16 protein-coding genes are annotated in these 19,833 nt (G+C 45.7%); 11 read left to right on the top strand and 5 right to left on the bottom strand.

From position 1 onward, the window contains the following. Window position 1: 1 nt before the first annotated feature. From tpiA to ftsH, 4 genes are all read right to left on the bottom strand, one after another. Window positions 2-748, bottom strand: a complete 747-nt coding sequence (tpiA, locus tag CA267_RS17785; protein WP_075609540.1) for a triose-phosphate isomerase — start codon at window positions 746-748, stop codon at window positions 2-4. A 93-nt stretch (window positions 749-841) separates the two neighbouring features. Then, window positions 842-2,185, bottom strand: coding sequence for a phosphoglucosamine mutase (gene glmM / locus CA267_RS17780; RefSeq protein ID WP_075609541.1), 1,344 nt, complete (start codon window positions 2,183-2,185; stop codon window positions 842-844). A gap of 16 nt (window positions 2,186-2,201) precedes the next feature. Beyond that, entirely contained in the window at window positions 2,202-3,026 is an 825-nt protein-coding gene (folP, locus tag CA267_RS17775; RefSeq protein ID WP_075609542.1) for a dihydropteroate synthase, read from the bottom strand. Between the two features lie 124 nt (window positions 3,027-3,150). After that, the gene (gene ftsH, locus CA267_RS17770; protein ID WP_075609543.1) at window positions 3,151-5,100 is read right to left on the bottom strand and encodes an ATP-dependent zinc metalloprotease FtsH; all 1,950 of its coding nucleotides are present in this window, start codon (window positions 5,098-5,100) and stop codon (window positions 3,151-3,153) included. A gap of 777 nt (window positions 5,101-5,877) precedes the next feature. Here ftsH and yhbY point away from each other — a divergent pair. Next, a complete protein-coding gene (gene yhbY / locus CA267_RS17765; RefSeq protein ID WP_075609544.1) occupies window positions 5,878-6,174 on the top strand; it encodes a ribosome assembly RNA-binding protein YhbY in 297 nt (98 codons plus the stop codon). A gap of 90 nt (window positions 6,175-6,264) precedes the next feature. Next, a complete protein-coding gene (locus tag CA267_RS17760) occupies window positions 6,265-7,044 on the top strand; it encodes an SDR family NAD(P)-dependent oxidoreductase (RefSeq protein WP_075609545.1) in 780 nt (259 codons plus the stop codon). A gap of 63 nt (window positions 7,045-7,107) precedes the next feature. On the opposite strand, the gene CA267_RS17755 is transcribed toward CA267_RS17760, so the two are convergent. Continuing rightward, window positions 7,108-9,501, bottom strand: coding sequence for a Lon protease family protein (locus CA267_RS17755; RefSeq protein ID WP_075609546.1), 2,394 nt, complete (start codon window positions 9,499-9,501; stop codon window positions 7,108-7,110). 452 nt (window positions 9,502-9,953) lie between these two features. On the opposite strand from CA267_RS17755, the gene leuS reads away from it, so the two are divergent. The 9 genes from leuS (at window position 9,954) to CA267_RS17710 (ending at window position 19,585) form a co-directional block, all read left to right on the top strand. Further along, complete coding sequence (gene leuS / locus CA267_RS17750; RefSeq protein ID WP_075609547.1) at window positions 9,954-12,557, top strand: leucine--tRNA ligase; 2,604 nt, start codon at window positions 9,954-9,956, stop codon at window positions 12,555-12,557. Then, complete coding sequence (locus CA267_RS17745; RefSeq protein WP_075609548.1) at window positions 12,557-13,075, top strand: LPS-assembly lipoprotein LptE; 519 nt, start codon at window positions 12,557-12,559, stop codon at window positions 13,073-13,075. Before leuS ends, CA267_RS17745 begins: the two co-directional genes overlap by 1 nt. Before the next feature lie 11 nt (window positions 13,076-13,086). Then, the gene (gene holA / locus CA267_RS17740; RefSeq protein WP_075609549.1) at window positions 13,087-14,112 is read left to right on the top strand and encodes a DNA polymerase III subunit delta; all 1,026 of its coding nucleotides are present in this window, start codon (window positions 13,087-13,089) and stop codon (window positions 14,110-14,112) included. Between the two features lie 5 nt (window positions 14,113-14,117). Further along, on the top strand, window positions 14,118-14,792 hold the full coding sequence (nadD, locus tag CA267_RS17735) for a nicotinate (nicotinamide) nucleotide adenylyltransferase (protein ID WP_075609550.1): 675 nt from the start codon (window positions 14,118-14,120) through the stop codon (window positions 14,790-14,792). 26 nt (window positions 14,793-14,818) lie between these two features. Next, a complete protein-coding gene (rsfS, locus tag CA267_RS17730) occupies window positions 14,819-15,136 on the top strand; it encodes a ribosome silencing factor (protein WP_075609551.1) in 318 nt (105 codons plus the stop codon). Between the two features lie 96 nt (window positions 15,137-15,232). Then, entirely contained in the window at window positions 15,233-15,703 is a 471-nt protein-coding gene (gene rlmH, locus CA267_RS17725) for a 23S rRNA (pseudouridine(1915)-N(3))-methyltransferase RlmH (RefSeq protein ID WP_075609552.1), read from the top strand. Window positions 15,704-15,708: 5 nt separating this feature from the next. Continuing rightward, window positions 15,709-17,619, top strand: coding sequence for a penicillin-binding protein 2 (mrdA, locus tag CA267_RS17720; RefSeq protein ID WP_075609553.1), 1,911 nt, complete (start codon window positions 15,709-15,711; stop codon window positions 17,617-17,619). After that, entirely contained in the window at window positions 17,616-18,731 is a 1,116-nt protein-coding gene (gene rodA / locus CA267_RS17715) for a rod shape-determining protein RodA (protein ID WP_075609554.1), read from the top strand. Before mrdA ends, rodA begins: the two co-directional genes overlap by 4 nt. Beyond that, window positions 18,731-19,585 (top strand): septal ring lytic transglycosylase RlpA family protein, encoded by an 855-nt coding sequence (locus tag CA267_RS17710; protein WP_075609555.1) that lies wholly within the window; start codon window positions 18,731-18,733, stop codon window positions 19,583-19,585. Before rodA ends, CA267_RS17710 begins: the two co-directional genes overlap by 1 nt. Window positions 19,586-19,833 lie beyond the last annotated feature (248 nt).

Genomic DNA, 19,833 nt, shown 5'->3' with positions numbered 1-19,833 from the left:
GTCAAATTGCCGCTTGGCAAATTGCTATAAAATCATCTGTATTTAAACTGGCGCCGCCAATCAAACCGCCATCTACATCTGTCTGCTTAAATAATTCAGTCGCATTAGAAGGCTTAGCGCTGCCTCCATAAATAATTCTTACACGTGAAGCCATCGCCTCATCGTAATCAGCAAGAAAGCCTCTGATAAAAGCATGAACTTCCTGTGCTTGTTCAGGGGTAGCCGTTTCCCCAGATCCGATAGCCCAGATAGGCTCATAGGCAATAACACACTGTTGCAAAATGTCAGCAGACATCACAGAGACTACGGCTTGTAGTTGTTCAGTAATAAAACGCTCAACAAAGCCTTCTTTACGAACTTCCAGCGACTCACCCACACAGATAATAGGGATAAGTCCTTCTGAAACTGCTCTATGCGCTTTTTCAGCGACAATCTCGTTCGTTTCGCCGTGATGTTCACGTCGCTCAGAATGCCCGACTATGACATACTTACAATTCATTTCCTGAAGCATTGCTACAGAAACATCGCCGGTGTGAGCACCATTTTTAAGATGGCTTATATCTTGCCCGCCTATAGAAAAGGTCTCAGCGTTGAACAAAGACAAATAAGGGAATGGCGGGCACAAAACCACGTCCAATCCTGAAAAACATTTCTGATTCAATGCGTTAGTAAAAACTTCTACTAATGCTCGGTCACCATTCATTTTCCAGTTTGCAGCCACCAAAGGCTTGCGTTTTACTTTGTTCACAGTCAGACCTTACCTGTCCTGAAGCGGGCGTGATAGTAACGAGTCCCGCAAAAATATACAAGTACAAAAAGCAGAATCTTGCATCGATTTCAACTATTTGGCTACTTTGCGTACAGCCTCAGCGATATATTCAGCCCACTGCAAAGAAGCCATTGCATCGTTTGATTCAACCATAACCCGAATTAACGGCTCAGTACCGCTTTTACGAAGCAAGACGCGGCCATTTTTCCCCAACACGCGTTCAGCTTCCAACACAGCCTCATTAACGGTGGAATCGTCTAAGGGATTGCTATTCCCTTCCTGATATCTCACATTGATTAACTGCTGTGGGTATTTTTCAAAACCGCTGGCGAGATCATGCAGACTCATGCTAGCACGTAACATAGATGCTAATACCTGCAGCCCGGCAACAATACCATCTCCAGTAGATGCCGTATTTAGATTTAGCACATGTCCTGAATTCTCTCCACCAATAGCCCAACCCTTCGCTTGCAGAAGTTCCATTACATACCTGTCGCCCACTTTACTACGCGCAAACGGCACACCCAGTTTATTCAGAGCAATTTCTAACCCCAGATTGCTCATCAGCGTTCCCACTACGCCGCCATTGAGTCGACCGCTTTTCAGCGCATCGCGTGCAATTATATAAATAATCTGATCGCCATCAATGATATTGCCAAGATGATCTACCAACATAATTCGATCACCATCTCCATCGAGCGCAAAACCTAAATCAGCTTTTGTCTCCAGCACCTTATCGACTACCGCCTTCATTGAGGTCGCACCGACGTCTTCGTTGATGTTTAAACCGTTAGGTGAAGTACCTATTTCTATTACGTCTGCACCAAGTTCCGAGAGTACGTCTGGAGCAATATGATAGGTAGCACCATGGGCGCAATCCACCACTATTTTCATACCCGTTAACGATAATTCTGACGGAAAAGAACCTTTACAAAACTCAATATAGCGACCAGCAGCGTCATTTATGCGCGACGCTTTCCCCAGCTTGTTAGAAGCAACACACTGTAGTGGCTGGTCCATCATACGTTCGATAGCAAGTTCAATGTCATCATCAAGCTTGAAGCCGTCAGAGGAAAAAAACTTGATACCATTGTCATAGTACGGATTGTGGGAAGCGCTGATAACAATGCCCGCTTCGGAGCGAAATGTTTTGGTTAGATAAGCTATAGCAGGAGTCGGCATAGGGCCTAAGAGGCCGATATTAATTCCGGCCGCAGACAAGCCCGCCTCCAACGCGGATTCGAGCATATAACCGGAAATTCGAGTATCTTTCCCAATAAGTACCTTGTTGGTTCCCTGACCAGCCAGTACTTTTCCAGCTGCCCAGCCGAGTTTAATGACGAATTCCGGATTGATAACGCTCTGCCCTACCTGCCCCCGAATTCCATCGGTTCCAAAATATTTGCGTTGCCCCATAAAAGCTCCTTTGTTTTTATTTTACGGCACGTAATTTGTTTATAATTTTTATTGCATCGACAGTTTCAGCAACATCGTGCACCCTGAATACTTGCGCGCCCATCTGGGCCGCTACTGTGGCAATTGCAATACCACCAGCAAGACGTTCACCAACGGGTTTATTGAGTAATTGTCCAATCATTGACTTACGTGATACGCCTACAAGAACGGGATAACCCGTTGCTATCAATCGTGGCAACTGCGCCAATAGCTGATAATTGTGCTCCAGATTTTTACCGAAACCGAAACCGGGATCCAAAATAATATTTTCTTTAGAAATGCCCGCTTCAACACATTCAGTTATACGCTCTTGCAGGAATTCGATCACCTCTGCCACTACGTCAGAATATTGAGGATTTTGCTGCATAGTACGCGGTTGCCCTTTCATGTGCATCAGGCATACCGGTACCTGTGCGTTTACGGCTGCCTGCATTGCTCCAGGTTCCTGAAGCGCCCGCACATCATTAATCAATCCTGCGCCAACTGCAACTGCTTCACGCATGACCGTTGCTTTACTGGTATCAATTGAGATAACCACATCAGTTTCCTGACGAAGCCGCTTTATTACAGGAATCACTCTTTCTAACTCTTCTTCTTCTGTAATCTCCGGCGCGCCAGGACGCGTAGATTCGCCGCCAACGTCTATGATAGACGCACCTTCGCGGATCATAGCTTTCGCTTTAAGAACGGCGGCATCCAAAGAATTGTGAGCGCCTCCGTCTGAAAAGGAATCCGGCGTGACGTTTAAAATTCCCATAACCTGTGGGAACTGTAAGTCCAAGTCGATGTGATTAAAATGCATAGTTGTTTGGCTCGAAAATCGTTTGCCGGTAAGGACGTTCAGGATTTTCAGTGAAAGACCTTACCACGTCCCGCAATAAAAAAGCGCCAGATCAACTGGCGCTTTTTAACAACAATATTGTCAGTTAGCTAGGCAAATCGCCAGGCTTACCTACCGATGGTTTATCAATTCCATCATCGGTAATTTCGCCTTCTCTGGCAGGCTTCCCACCTGTAGGCTTATCTCCGCCAGAAGGTGTACGGTCATCCCAGTCTGCTGGAGGACGTACATCACGGCGCGCCATCAGATCATCAATTTGCTTCGCATCGATGGTCTCGTATTTCATTAAAGCGTCTTTCATCGTATGCAGAATATCTTCATTCTCGATGAGAATCTTTTTCGCCCTATCATAGTTACTATCGATTACGGCTTTAATTTCAGCATCAATAGCGCGAGCGGTATCGTCTGACATATGCGATGCTTTAGACATCGTTTTTCCAAGGAAAACTTCCCCTTCTTCCTCTGCATAAAGCATTGGCCCCATTTTACTGGACAAGCCCCACTGCGTTACCATTTTGCGCGCAATGTCCGTGGCTCGTTCAATGTCGTTAGACGCACCTGTGGTAACTTTCTCGTCACCATAAATGATTTGTTCTGCTATCCGGCCGCCGAATAAGCTGGAAATCATACTTTCCAAATGCTGCTTAGAGTGGCTGACTCTATCTCTTTCTGGTAGATACATTGTTACACCCAACGCTCTGCCTCGAGGTATAATCGACACCTTGTACACTGGGTCGTGTTCTGGCACCAGGCGTCCCACAATAGCGTGACCCGCTTCGTGATAGGCTGTCATGGCTTTTTCATTTTCTGACATCACCATCGATTTACGCTCAGCGCCCATCATGATTTTGTCTTTAGCCTTATCAAATTCTTCCATTGACACTAATCGCTTGTTGGACCGAGCAGCAAATAACGCAGCTTCATTAACCAAATTGGCTAAATCTGCACCAGAGAAGCCAGGAGTTCCTCGGGCAATTACTGCGGCATCTACATTATCGCCCGTCGGTACTTTACGCATGTGTACTTTAAGAATTTGCTCACGACCGCGAATGTCCGGCAGTCCGACAATAACTTGTCTATCGAATCGGCCTGGACGTAATAACGCAGGATCAAGTACATCTGGGCGGTTAGTCGCGGCAATCACGATAATTCCTTCGTGGCCTTCAAACCCGTCCATTTCCACCAACATCTGGTTAAGAGTTTGCTCACGTTCATCATGACCTCCTCCCAAACCTGCCCCGCGTTGGCGACCTACCGCATCAATTTCGTCAATAAAGATAATACACGGTGCTGCTTTCTTAGCTTGTTCGAACATATCCCGAACCCGAGACGCTCCCACACCAACAAACATTTCTACAAAATCTGAACCGGAAATGGTGAAGAATGGAACTTTTGCTTCCCCGGCAATAGCTTTGGCCAGTAACGTTTTACCCGTTCCAGGAGGGCCAACCATCAATACGCCTTTGGGAATTTTACCGCCCAGTTTCTGGAATTTTGATGGATCACGGAGAAAGTCCACTAACTCCGCAACGTCTTCTTTGGCTTCATCACAACCTGCCACGTCGGCAAATGTGGTTTTAATTTGATCTTCCCCTAGCAGGCGCGCCTTACTTTTGCCAAACGACATAGCACCACGACCACCGCCCCCTTGCATTTGACGCATGAAAAATATCCACACACCAATAAGAAGCAGCATTGGAAACCAGGAGATAAAAATTGATGTAAGAATTGACGGCTTTTCTGGTGGCTCACCCAGAATACGAACATCCTGTTTGATTAAATCAGTAATTAACTGATCATCAAAATAAGGAATGTATGTTACGAACGTTTCACCCGAACGCTTAGTGCCCCGAATTTCTCTGGAGTCACTATCAATGCGGACTTCACGAATGTTGCCTTGTTTCGCTTCTTTTAAGAAAGTTGTGTAATCTGTTTGCGCTCGCGTCGATTCACCAGGTGAAAAGCTTTGAAACACCGACATCAACACAACGGCGATAACCAACCATAAGATTAAATTTTTTGCCATATCGCTCAATGCTACTAACCTCTAAAAAACCGGAATCGTACTGACGCATTCATCAAGTAAACTACATAACAAGTAATGAAATTACTAGAAAATGCTTGCCACCCGTGCTTTCCGTAACGAAATACGTTCCTTTCATCGCACACCAAGATTACTACACTTTATAACCACATGCCACCAGACTTCCTAAGCATAATGCGCTAAAAACAGCACAACGCGCAAAAATCGGAGTTGTCATTTTAAAGAATAATAAAGTAAAACCAACAAAGGCAATGAAATATTAACGAAACTCCTTCAGTCAAAATTTCAAAGCCCTACTTACTACACCTTATCAACCGCACGTTCGTTTTCCGTTCTGGCTGACTTCTTGCCTTTATAAAAGAAAAAGGACGTTCATACTTCCTGACAAATTAAAAGCGCCAAGCTCAGGCAATGCTATTTCTACGAAGTTCCCATTGATTCCGTTCAACAACCTGTTCAAAACATTTTTTGAGAGGACAGGGAAAAAAATGCTGGCCAACAACAGTGTCAGTAGCAATCCTCGCCATTACCTTCAATTTCAATAAATCCATTTAACGTAGAGTCTGTTTCAAGCAGATCTGCTATCTAACTTGAATCCGAAATTTTCTAGCCTTAACAGCGTTCCTGAAATCCACATGTACATGATGCCGGCTATATACTTCTTTTTTGCCATTTCAGCGCATTCTGATTAGGATTGTGGTAAAGATGGCGGTAGAATACGTCATTTCAAGATGTAATTATCATAATAATTGTAAGAAAACCTATTAAATGAAGCTTTCAAATAAACAAAAACAATTTCTTAAAGGTTTAGCACACGCATTAAAGCCTGTTGTTCAACTTGGTGCAAACGGCCTCACAGAGGGAGTCGTTGCTGAAATTAACAATGCGCTCAACTATCATGAACTGATTAAAGTTAAAGTTCCCACTGATGACAGAGAAGAAAAGACATTGATAATGGATGCGATTGTGCGGGAAACAGATTCAATCAAAGTTCAGGCTATTGGCCATACCCTGGTGCTTTTTCGCCCCAGTGAAGAGCGTAAAATACAGTTGCCAAAACACTAGAATCTGTTTTTCCTAATCTGGCTCGAAACATAGTTTTCTGCTTCACCTGTCAGTACTATGCGTTTTCGTTATCGAAAAGCAGGTATTTGCATGAATTTATCAGGTGCTACGGCCATTGTGACAGGTGGCTGTTCAGGATTGGGTCACGCCACCGCTATTGCGCTACGACAGGCTGGCGCAAACGTTGGGTTGTTAGACCTTAATGAAGAATTAGGTGTGCAGCGGGTAAACGAGCTTGGCGCAGACGGAACCGTGTTTCATAAGGTAGATGTTCGCCAGGAATCGGATGTACAGCAAGCCATTGATGCCGTTAAGGAACGGTTCAAAGAGATTCACCTTTGTGTGAATTGTGCAGGCATCGCTCCCGCGAAGCGCCTGTTAAATCGTGAAGGTACTGCTGCTCCCCTCGCTGATTTCCAAAAAACAATAGATATTAACCTTGTCGGAAGCTTTAATGTTGCGCGTCTTGTTGCCCAGGCAATGGCATCTCAGACTTCTTTATCTGACGATGATAATGAGCGTGGGGTAATTATTAATACCGCCTCAGTTGCCGGGTATGAAGGTCAGATTGGTCAAACTGCCTACGCAGCCAGTAAAGGTGGGATTATCGCGTTAACTTTACCAATGGCGAGAGACTTGGCTCCGCTTGGCATTCGCGTGAATACCATTGCGCCAGGCGTAATGGGAACGCCTATGTTGCTGGCAATGCCTGAAAACGTGCAGGAGGCGCTGTATTCCAATGTGCAGTATCCTAAACGTCTGGGATTACCTGAAGAGTTTGCCAAATTAGTGCTGCATATTGCCGACAATGCCTATCTTAATGGTGAAACTATTAGACTAGATGGTGCCCTTAGAATGCCGCCCAAGTAACGCTTACTACCCGTCGCGGGTTTAGTGAGGGGAACAGAACAGGAATAATACCCTGCCCCCTCGCTATTCTTCGCCACCATTAACAATTAACGCAATGTTATAGAGTCGGTTTACGGCGTGGTAATTTACGGTATTTTTCGGATACCTGCCGCGGGACGTCATTTTGCCCGCCTCTTTTTGCATTAGTATGGTTAATGCCTCATCAACTGTTTCTACAGCGTATATACTAAATTGTCCTTTTTTTACCGCATCAATTACCGCCGCATTTAACACCAGGTTCACGGCATTCGATTTAGGGATGACAACTCCCTGCTTCCCCGTCAATCCTCGGTGCTGACATAAATCGAAGAAGCCTTCGATTTTTTCGTTTACTCCGCCGACCGCCTGCACTTCACCATACTGATTAATTGAACCCGTTACAGCAAGCGCTTGATTGGCGGGTATTTCTGTAAGCGCTGAAATCAGGGCAATAAGCTCTCCCAAAGAGGCACTGTCACCGTCAATGTGACCGTAGGATTGCTCCAGCGCAATATTGGCCGACAGAGTTAATGGAAAATGCTGGGCATATTTATTGCCGAGGTAGCCGTTCAGCAACATGACGCCTTTGGAGTGAATCGGCTGACCTAGCTCAACTTCCCGTTCAATATCCACCACTCCGTTTGCACCAGCATACACGGTTGAGGTGATGCGTGCTGGCGTGCCAAATGCGGTATCTCCAACATCCAATACGGTAAGGCCATTCACTTTACCAACAGCCATACCGTCTGTAGCAATTAATACATGGCCTTCTTTGATATCGTTCAACAATGATTGACTGACTCTTCCCGTACGCCGCTTTTTCGCTGTTAGCGCAATTTCTATATGCTGAATATCAAGAATATCATCAGCCGTTTTACAACTAAAAAACTGTGCTTCATTAATAAGCTCAATGACGTGGGCAAAATGGGCCGATAGCTTTTCCTGGTGCTCAGCCATTCGCAATGAATACTCTACCAACCGACGCATCGCGTTAGAGGTAATACCTTTCATTCCTATCTGGCGAATGTGTACCCGCACTCTACCGACAAAATCATAAAGAGCCTGGCGAGTTAAGGGAATTTCATAATCGAAATCTACCAGTACCCGAAATAATTCCGCAAACTCGTCATCGTAATCTTGCAACGTATAATAAAGATCCCGGGAACCAAGCAAAATAACTTTTACGTTTAACTCAACAGGCTGAGGGTCAAGGGTGATGGCATTTACCATCCCTACGTCCTGCTGAGGAAAATCCATCTTTAAAGAACCCGACTTGATGGCGAGCTTCAACACCTCCCATACATACGGCTGCTCGATAAGATGATCCATTTCCAATAATAAATATCCGCCATTTGCTTTATGTAGCGCGCCCGGCCGTATCATTCGATAGTTGGTGTAAACGCTGCCATGAACATTCGTGTATTCAACCTTACCGAACAAGTTCTGATACGTGGGGTTGGGTTCATAAATTACCGGCGCGCCTTGGGAAATCGTATGGCCGATAACAACGTTAGGCAAAAATTGCTCTTCAAGCAGAAGCCGTTTATCAACTTCGTCGGGCTTCTCTTCTTTACTTTCATCGGAAAGCAAAGAAACAATAGTGTTAACGAGGGGTACGCGTAACTGCCGAAGATATTTTAAAATTCCCAGGTGGCCAGCATATTTGTGCTCAAGGGCCTTTAATAAAGGTCGGGTTCCTTGTTCAGCAGTATCTTTATTCAGCTTACGAATTTGTTCTGAGTTTTCTCGTTTCCAGGTAGGTAAAGCTAACAGGCTTTCGCTTAAACGATTTTCCAGTTCATCAACAAGGTTGTAGTAGTACTGCCGCTTTTCATCAGTTAGTTGTGAGAATTCGGAATCATCCACAGGTTTACCGTCGATGATTGGCGCAAAACGTATTGCTCCACCCTCTTCAAGAAGCGCGACCTGGTGTGCCTGCGCGTACCGCTCTACTGCATCAATAGCTTTATCGTACCGCTGATCAAATTCCCGCGCAATTGACGCTTTCTTACGCTGATACCCCGGATGATCAAAGGCGGCTGGAAACGTGTCAAGCAGCTCATTTATCAATCCGCTCATATCTTTATAGAACGCTTTTCCCCCGCCTGGCGGCATACGTAAAACATAAGGTTCCCGTTCTTCATCAAAGTTATTGATGTAACACCAATCATCCGGAGTCGGTAAGGTAGCAACCTGACGCTCAATATAATCTTTCACCAGCGAAAATCGACCGGTCGCGGGTTCGCCCATTACATAAAGATTATATCCTTTAGCGTTGATGCCCAGGCCAAAAGTAAGCGCTTCGCGAGCACGTTCCTGACCGATGAACGTCGTATTCATCACGTCGTCATCATTTAGTGCCTGATTGATAATTCTTCGGTTAATACCGGGAGAAAGTTGCGTTGGTAATAGAGGCGTATAATTGGCAGCGCCTGACATAGTAAGTATTTTCTCTTTATTGAATCGCGTTCGGCCTACCTCAAATTTTTGGATAAGCAGTAATCGCGATTGACTCCGTATCTCACAAAAACTTCAGCGAGTTTTAACTAGGGCGTCCTCACTGAACCCGGCATTGTTAGTCCAAGTTCTGACGGAGCAGGTTTGAAAATACCCCGTCCAACAGCATCTATATAACTAATCATGAACTAGCTGATAAAAATATCATAGAAATGAGGCAGACTCTCGAAAAGCTTTATCTTTACCGTCAGAATTTAAAGAAAAGGTTATGACCATTAAACAATACACATCGGATTCGATCTCTAGGAGATTACGGCAAAAATAATGTTTCCCTGGCAGAAAATCTGCACCTGCTATTGTGACAACGCAGGCCGCTGGGGTATTCTATGCGACCCGATACATAGACATATTTTAAACGCGGAAGCCTTAGTTTCATGGCCGAAAAACAGTACCACCCTAAGCAAATAGAACAAGCCGTTCAACAATACTGGGAAAATAATCAGTCCTTCAAAGCGGTTGAAAATCCTGATAAGGAAAAATTTTACTGCCTTTCAATGTTTCCTTACCCCAGTGGGCGGCTTCATATGGGCCATGTACGCAATTATACCATCGGTGATGTAATCAGTCGTTTCCAGCGTATGCAAGGGAAAAACGTGATGCAGCCTATGGGTTGGGACGCTTTCGGTTTACCCGCAGAAAATGCTGCAATTAACAACAGTACTGCCCCTGCCAAATGGACGTATGCCAATATTGATTACATGAAAGACCAGTTAAAGTCTTTAGGTTTTGGGTATGACTGGGATCGTGAAGTCGCCACCTGCAAACCAGATTATTACCGTTGGGAACAATGGTTTTTTACCCGTTTGTACGAAAAAGGTCTGGTTTATAAAAAGCATGCAACGGTAAACTGGGATCCGATAGATCAAACCGTACTGGCGAATGAGCAAGTTATTGATGGTCGTGGCTGGCGCTCCGGCGCATTGGTTGAGCAAAAAGAAATTCCTCAGTGGTTTATCAAAATTACCGATTATGCCGAGGAACTGCTTCAAGACCTTGAACAACTCGAGCAGTGGCCAGATCAGGTTAAGGCAATGCAGGCAAACTGGATTGGGCGTTCAGAAGGTGTGGAAATCACTTTCGAATTGGCACAAGCTGCGGGTGATGTGAGTGATTTAACAGTCTACACCACTCGTCCGGATACGTTTTATGGCGTGACCTACGTTGCCGTGGCCGCACAGCATCCTATAGCAGAATTTGCCGGCGCAACGAATCCGCAAATTTCCGCTTTCATTGAAGAATGTAAAAACACCAAAGTCGCCGAAGCCGAAATGGCAACCATGGAGAAAAAAGGTTGCGATACTGGCTTATTCGCAGTTCATCCGCTGACCGGCGATAAAGTACCGATTTGGATAGCGAACTTTGTACTGATGGATTATGGCTCAGGTGCTGTAATGGCCGTGCCAGGCCATGATCAGCGCGACTGGGAGTTCGCCGCCAAGTATAAGCTGCCGATTGCTCAGGTTATTGCACCGGTTGAGGGTGCTGAGGATAAGTGTGATTTAGCAACCAGCGCCTACACTGAAAAAGGTGTACTTATTAACTCTGATAAGTTTAATGGCTTGTTATTTACCGAGGCGTTCGAGCAAATATCCAGCGCACTAGAAGCCCGAGGCAGTGGAAAGCGGAAAGTCAATTATCGCCTTCGCGACTGGGGCGTTAGTCGCCAGCGGTATTGGGGCGCGCCTATTCCTATGTTAAAGCTGCCTAACGGAGAATCTGCGCCGGTTCCAGCCGAAGATCTGCCCGTGCTATTGCCTGAAGATGTAGAAATGAATGGCGTGACATCACCGATAAAGGCAGACCCGGATTGGGCAAAAACAACCCTGAATGGCGAAGAGGTTTTACGGGAAACAGATACGTTTGATACCTTTATGGAATCATCCTGGTACTACGCCCGTTATTCGTGTGCACAGAATGATACTGCCATGCTTGACCCGGCGCAGGCTAATTACTGGTTACCAGTAGATCAGTATATTGGTGGTATCGAACATGCGATTTTACACTTGTTGTACTCACGCTTTTTCCACAAGTTGCTACGCGATGAAGGTCTGGTCGATTCCGATGAACCTTATAAACGTCTTCTCTGCCAGGGTATGGTGCTGGCCGATTCCTATTTTTCGGAAGACGATGCTGGTAAGAAAACCTGGTTTTCTCCCACTGATGTCAGTACCGAAAAAGATGATAAAGGCCGCATTATAAAAGCATGGCTGACCAAAGATGGCACGCCCGTCGAGCACGGCGGCATGACCAAAATGTCGAAATCGAAAAATAATGGTATCGACCCTCAACAGGTTATTGATCAGTACGGTGCTGACACCGTTCGCTTATTTACTATGTTCGCCGCGCCACCAGAACAGACACTTGAATGGGTGGATTCTGGCGTCGAAGGGGCTAATCGTTTTCTACGTCGTGTATGGAAGTTGGTTACCGACCATATTGACAACGGCGCACCAGCCCCGCTGAAGAAAAACGCCCTGAACAAAGAGCAGCAAGCGCTGCGTCGTGAAGTGCATAAAACCATCGATAAAGTTACGGATGATCTTGGTCGTCGTCAAACCTTTAATACTGCAGTAGCCGCAGTGATGGAGCTTTTGAACCATTTGCAAAAAGCCTCACAGGAATCTGATGCCGATGTTGCGGTAATGCGCGAAGCCGTCGAAGCACTGCTTTTGATTCTGAATCCCATTACGCCTCATATCAGCCATACATTGTGGAAAGCACTAGGACATTCAGAAGATATTGAAACCGTAGCCTGGCCTCAAGCAGACTCTGCCGCATTGGTAGAAGATGAAAAGCTGATTATTGTTCAGGTGAACGGGAAAGTACGGGCAAAAATTACGGTAGCCGCTGACGCCCCTAAAGAAGAAGTTGAAACCTTGGCTATTGCGCAACCAAACGTTCAGCAATTTACCGAGGGGAAAACGGTGCGCAAAGTTATTGTCGTGCCTGGTAAGCTTGTAAATATCGTGGCGAACTGATGATAAGAAGCTATGCTTTTCTACCACTATTTCTGGTCAGCCTGGCGTTGGCCAGCTGTGGTTTTTCGCTTCGCGGCAATCAACCTTTACCTCCTTCGGTGAATTATGTTGCCGTGACTTCTGCGCAAGCACATGCTCCACTTGCCCGAGCGTTAAAACAACGCTTAGAAGTTTACGATATTCAGGCAGGCGACCTTGCTGATACTCCTAATCCTGATCACACTGTGCTGATCAGGATTATGCCTGAGCAACTAGAAAGGCGGCTGCTTTCGGTATTTTCGACTGGACAGGTCGCCGAATATGAGCTGATATATGGCGTAAACTATCAGGTGATATTTCCCGATCAAGAAGCGGTTTCTGCATATTTTGAGGTTCTCAGAGATTATCAGGATGATCCTGCCCAGGTTCTGGCGAAAACCAGAGAACTTAATCTGGTACTGCAGGAGATGCGACAGGAGGCAGCAGATAGAATCATCCGGCGCCTTGCCAGCCAGTCTCCTGTCAGCGATATTGAGTAGCACGCTAATTTATGCAGGTTTACCCGAATCAGTTCAACCAGGAGATTAGCCGCTCTCTTAAACCGGTCTATCTGCTGTTCGGCGATGAGCCGCAACAGAAATTTGAAATGATAGAAGCGGTAAGAAACAGCGCCAGGCAACAGGGGTTTACGGAGAGAACCGTATTTGTCGCCGATAAGGAGTTTTCATGGAGCGCATTACTTGAGGCTACGCAAACGCTGTCTCTCTTTTCCTCTCAGCAGCTTATTGAACTAGAATTACCGACTGGAAAACCCGGAACAGAAGGTAGTAAGGTTTTGCAGACCATTGCAGCGACGCTGGGCACAGACATTTTGCTTATCATTCACGGGCCGCGCATAGCTAAAGATGTGCAAAAAGCTAAATGGTTTAAAGTGCTCGATGAGATAGGTGTCTTCTCACTGAGCTATGCACTTGAGGGAAAGCAACTCTACAGCTGGGTTCAGCAACAGTTACAGCTTGCTAACGTCTCTACCACCCCAGCCTGCGTCAAGCTTATCGCTGATTTTTGTGAAGGCAATATGCTGGCCGCCAAACAAGAAATACAGAAGTTGTCACTGTTGTTTGATCAACAACATATTACCGAGGACCAAGTTGAAGCCGCAATGGTGGATCAATCCCGCTACAATGTATTTCAGTTGATTGATGTCATGCTGGGGGGGGAACAACAACGCTGTATCAAAATGCTCTACCGTTTGGAAAGCGAAGGTATTGAACCGAATATTATTATCTGGGCACTATTGCGTGAATGGCAACTACTTTGGAAATTGCGGCGAATGCTGGATGAAGGAGAAGCAATCCAATGGCAACGACACGGTATCTGGAGAAATAAGCAAGCTTTATATCAGGCAGCATTGAACAGATTGTCGAAAAACACACTAACGGTAATACGAGATCAGCTACGTGATGCAGATATCGCGTTTAAACAACAAACCGTAGTACGACCGTATATAAAAATATGCCATCTTTGCATGCTGTTTTTAGCAATACCGCTACAAACATTACCGTTTATGGATTAAGATCAATGAGCGGACGCCATCCTATAGCCCTGCTCGGGGGCACGTTTAACCCACCCCACAAGGGCCATGTCGAACCTGCGCTACAAGCCATTAGTCAAATAGGTATAGATCAACTTGGCCTTATGCCCTGTAAGCTACCTCCCCATAAATCCACCGAGGGAATAGCGGAAAAACATCGGGTAAATATGGTGAAGCTTGTTTGCGCCCATCACTCTCAGCTTTATCCTGAGTTAGTGGAATTATCCTTAGGCACGCCTTCCTATACCTCAAAAACGCTACGACATCTGCGTAAAGATTCTCCCACACAACCGATAATCTTTATTATGGGAGAAGACTCCTGGCATAGCCTGCCTCAATGGAACGACTGGCGCGAGCTTCTGAAGTTGGCTCACCTGGTGGTGGTAAAACGGGATGTCGCTGGCGATGAAAAGCCTGCCGGGTTGCAGAAAGATTTACAGTTGCTGATTGAACAACATGAGGTAGATTCAGCAAGAGCACTAACCTTTTGCCCTGCAGGCGGGTTATACTTCGCTCATACGTCGTTGAAAACAGTTTCTTCGACGCAATTACGAGAAATGTTTAGATCGCCAGATATGGCGTCTAACCAAATTGAAAGAGTAGCAGATTGGCTTTTGCCAAGCGTTATAGACTATATCCAACAACACAGGCTGTATGCCTGAATTTTGCGACCTACCGAGGAGAACTTTTGGAGAGTAATAAGCTCAAACAGTTTGTCATTGACAAAATTGACGATATGAAAGGCAGAGATGTTGTCCAGCTGGATGTACAAGGTAAATCCACCATTACTGATATGATGATTGTTTGCTCAGGCAATTCCAAACGTCATGTTTCAGCAATTGCCGATAATTTGGTTGTAGAAGCGAAACAGGTGGGGCACCTTCCTCTCAGTGTGGAAGGAAAAGAAACCGGAGAGTGGGTATTGGTAGATCTGGGTGAAATCATTGTTCATGTTATGCAAGATGAAACGCGGGATTTTTATCAATTAGAAAAACTGTGGTCTTAAAATTTACCTGGCCGCGGGGCCTGCTGAAAGTTATTTATGTAGCTCGCTGTTTTCAGTGAAGTATTCTGTTAGTTAGTGTGAGGAAATACTGAGCCTGTGCGTATACAGATTGTCGCAGTTGGAACAAAAATGCCTGCGTGGGTTGCTGCCGGAGTCGATGAATTTATTCGACGTTTCCCACCTGATATGCCTGTTTTTTTTAACGAAATTGCCGCAGGGAAAAGAGGCAAGAACGCTGACATCAAACGCATTTTGCAAAAAGAAGGAGAAGCGATGCTCACGGCGATCCCGAAAGGAAATCGCATTGTTACTCTTGAAGTAACCGGAAAGCCGTGGGATACACCGCAATTAGCCACCCAACTGGAGGCGTGGAAGATGGACGGTCGCGACATCAGCCTATTGATAGGCGGCCCCGAAGGACTCGCCCCAGAATGTATTCAATTGTCTGAGCAAAGATGGTCGCTTTCTCCACTGACACTGCCCCACCCTCTGGTGCGCATTATTGTAGCGGAAAGTCTTTATCGCGCCTGGTCTGTCGTCCAAAACCACCCTTACCATAGGGAATAGGCAGTATGGCCAGAAAACGTCAGATCATCCGCGACCATACTGCAGAAGCAAATCTGTTTGCCCGGCGCACAGCAGTCGCTATGTTGATTGTGCTCATCGCGCTGGGGGTTGTAGTACGCAATCTTTATAGTCTACAAGTAGAGCAGCACGAAGATTATCAGACGCGATCCAATGGCAACAGGATCAAAGTCTTGCCCATTGCGCCTAATCGCGGCCTAATCTATGACCGCAATGGCACAATATTGGCAGAAAACAAGCCCGTATTCAGTTTAGAGTTGGTCCCAGAGCAGATAGAAGATTTAGATGCCACGTTGAAGGAACTGACTTGGCTAATGGGAATTACAGAAGAAGAAAAAGAAAATTTCTTTAACACGCTAAAAAGCCAGCGCCGGTTTAAGCCTGTTGCGCTGCGAAGCCAGTTAACCGAACAGGAAGTGGCGACGTTTTCGGCGCAAAAGCATCGTTTCCCTGGTGTTTCTATTGAGGCTCGTTTATCACGTTTTTACCCTTTTGGAAAAACCCTAACCCACGTTTTGGGCTATGTAGCAAAAATTAATGAAAAAGATCTGCAGAAATTAGTAGAAGCAGGTCAGGAAGCAAATTACGCCGCCACCTATGACATCGGAAAGCTCGGCATCGAAAAGTTCCATGAAGAAAAACTCCACGGTCAGGTCGGGTATCAGCAGGTAGAAGTGAACAGTCAGGGACGTATTATTCGCACACTTAGTGTTGACCCTCCTGTGCCGGGACGAGATATCGTTCTAAATATTGATCTGGAGTTGCAGATGGCGACTGAACGTGCACTCAAAGGGCAACGCGGCTCCATTGTCATCACATCGCCTAAAACAGGAGGGGTACTGGCGATGTTTTCAAGCCCAAGCTATGATCCAAATTTATTTGTGCATGGCATCAGCCAAGCCAATTATAGCCGGCTTTTGAATTCTCCTGGTAGGCCGTTGATAAACCGGGCCACACAAGGACAATATCCTCCAGCATCCACCGTTAAGCCTTTTTTAGGTTTAATAGGTCTTGAGGATAATGTAATAAATGTCAAAACCACTATCAATGATACCGGACGCTACAAGTTACCCAACGTTTCTCATGTCTGGCGTGACTGGAAAAAATGGGGGCACGGCAAAGTCAATGTCACCAAAGCTATTGAAGTTTCCTGCGATACTTTTTACTACGATCTTGCCTATAAGCTGGGAATTGACCGGATCAGTGAGTCGATGTCAGAATTTGGTTTCGGGGATTATACCGGCATTGATTTATATGAAGAATCTGATGCCAATATGCCAAGTCGAGGCTGGAAACGGGCAAGATTTGATCAACAGTGGTATATCGGCGATACCATTCCGGTTGGAATTGGACAAAGTTACTGGACAGCCACTCCCATTCAGTTAAACCATGCCCTGAACGCTTTGATCAACTACGGCGAACGTTATATACCGCAAATTATGCAAGGTTATCGTAATAAAGACGGCGAGGTTCTTATGGAACCGCTAAAAACACTGCGTCCGGTTCCCATCTCAGAGCGAAAGAACTGGAACATTATTCTCGGCGCAATGCATGATGTTATTCACGGTGAAGACGGTACGGGACGGAAAGCGTTTAGTGATGCAAAATACCAGGCTGGCGGTAAATCAGGTACGGCACAGTTATTTTCTGTCGGACAAAATGAATCATACGAAGCAGAGAGTGTGTCAGAACATCTGAGGGATAACGCCATGTTTGTCGCGTATGCGCCATTTGAGGATCCTGAGGTGTCGGTGTCAGTAGTTCTTGAAAATGCGGGCGGAGGCAGCTCAAACGCCGCCCCGCTTGCCAGAGAAGTTATGGACTTTTATTTCCGCTACAAAGATTTTTCCGAACCTGAAATTGTCACAAACAACACGTTGACTAAGGCGGCGGAATGAACAGAAATACGTTGAAAAACAATCCCACTACATTTTTGCAAAAGCTGCACATTGATGGCGTACTGCTGTTGGGGTTGTTGGCGCTGATGGGCGTGGGGCTCATCACCCTCTATTCAGCATCCGGACAGGATATTGAGCAGATGGAACGCCAGTTAGCAAGGCTTGGTATTGCGTTGGCTTTTATGTTTGGGATGGCACAGCTTCCTCCACTAGCTTATCGGCGTTTCTCCCCTTATACGTACATCCTTGGGTTGCTGATGTTAGTAGCAGTCCTCCTGTTTGGGGACGTGGGAAAAGGTGCGCAACGTTGGCTGGATCTTAAATTTATTCGCTTTCAACCGTCAGAATTAATGAAATTGGCCGTACCTATGATGGTGGCGTGGTATATCAGCAAGTTTACTTTGCCTCCCCGCTTACTTCAGGTGTTTGTTAGTTTCATGCTGGTTCTTGTACCCACAATTCTTATTGCTAAACAACCGGATCTGGGTACATCCTTACTTATTGCGAGCTCTGGGATTTTCGCTATTTTTCTTGCCGGAATGAGTTGGAAACTGATTGGCTTTGTGGCAGCGCTAGGTGGAGCCTTCCTCCCCATTATGTGGTACTTCCTGATGCAGGAGTACCAAAAGCTGCGCGTGATCACTTTTCTCAATCCGGAAACCGATCCTCTTGGCTCTGGTTATCATATTATTCAGTCGAAAATTGCGATAGGCTCCGGAGGACTTGAGGGAAAGGGATGGCTACAGGGAACGCAGTCTCAACTTGAGTTTTTACCTGAGCGACATACGGATTTCATATTTGCTGTGTTTAGTGAAGAATTTGGTCTGCTGGGCATTCTAGGTTTACTTGCTATATATATTTTTATCATCGTGCGTGGGTTAATTATTGCCAACCGAGCTCAAGATCCTTACACCAAGCTATTGGCTGGCAGCATTACTCTCACCTTCTTTGTCTATGTATTTGTTAATATGGGAATGGTTTCCGGGCTTTTGCCTGTTGTGGGTGTTCCTCTTCCATTAATCAGTTACGGCGGCACATCAATGGTGACATTGTTGGCAGGGTTTGGCATCCTGATGGCAATTGGCACACAAAAGCGGTTTTTATCACGGTAATGCGGTTTTCATACTTTCTAGCTCTGTTTTTTGTCACATCTTTAGTTGGATGTCAGTCTTCCAGCCGATATAGTCAGCAGCAAGACTCCGCACCTACGTTCGCCTACGCTGAGCCAAGTATTGAGGATGCTACGCCGCAATATGAACCCTATCGTGAATATAGCAGCCGTCCCTATGAAGTGCTTGGTAAACGTTATTATCCGCTGCAGACCGGAAAAGGTTTCGAACAAACGGGCTATGCCTCTTGGTATGGGCAAAAATTCCACGGCCATCTTACATCAAACGGCGAAACCTATAATATGTTTGCCATGTCGGCAGCCCATACCACACTGCCTTTGCCCTCTTACGTAAGAGTCACCAATCTGGAAAATGATAAACAGGTAATTGTGCGAGTCAATGACCGCGGCCCTTTTCATTCCGATAGAATTATCGATTTATCCTATGCGGCAGCGATAAAGCTGGGGTACCAGGCTCAGGGCACTGCGCGGGTAAAACTTGAGGTGATTCACTTTGATGAGAACAATAATGTTACAGTTGGCAACCAACCCACCGTCAGCTATGCTCAATATGCGGGGCTTGAAACCCCACCTGAAGAAACGCTTAAGCCAGCATCGACAGTTGATAGCGATGGCGTATATATTCAAGTTGCTGCGCTGAGTGACATTGAGAAAGCCAAATCAGTTTCCAGCTTGTTATCCGCTCTTTATCAAGTGCCAACAGAAATTCCCTTTATTGATAACATCTATAGACTACGTCTTGGTCCCCTTACTGATCGTTTCCAGGTACAAATGCTGCTTGCGGACCTAAAGCAAAATGGCTATCCCGGTGCATACACAGTGGGAACTGAGTTATAGCAGATGTAGCGTGGTTGGGTATGGGTCTACCTTAGTCATTCTAAAATGTGCTTAAGAACGCAGGACCATTTCGCGTTGGCGATGAGAATTGAATTTCATCGTTCTATTTTGTGACATTGTCGAGGAAACTCCCACTTGCTGGTAGAAAACACTAAACTTTTCCCGCAAAGCCTAGTCCTAGTGGGGGGCTTAAGTTAGAATTCCCTCGATAAGTCATTCCCAATCAAAAAAACGGTAAAAATTATCAC

The organism is Alteromonas pelagimontana (assembly GCF_002499975.2).
Classification (GTDB): domain Bacteria; phylum Pseudomonadota; class Gammaproteobacteria; order Enterobacterales; family Alteromonadaceae; genus Alteromonas; species Alteromonas pelagimontana.
Note: the sequence above shows the minus strand (reverse complement) of the source record. Positions and strands in the feature narration are given on the sequence as shown.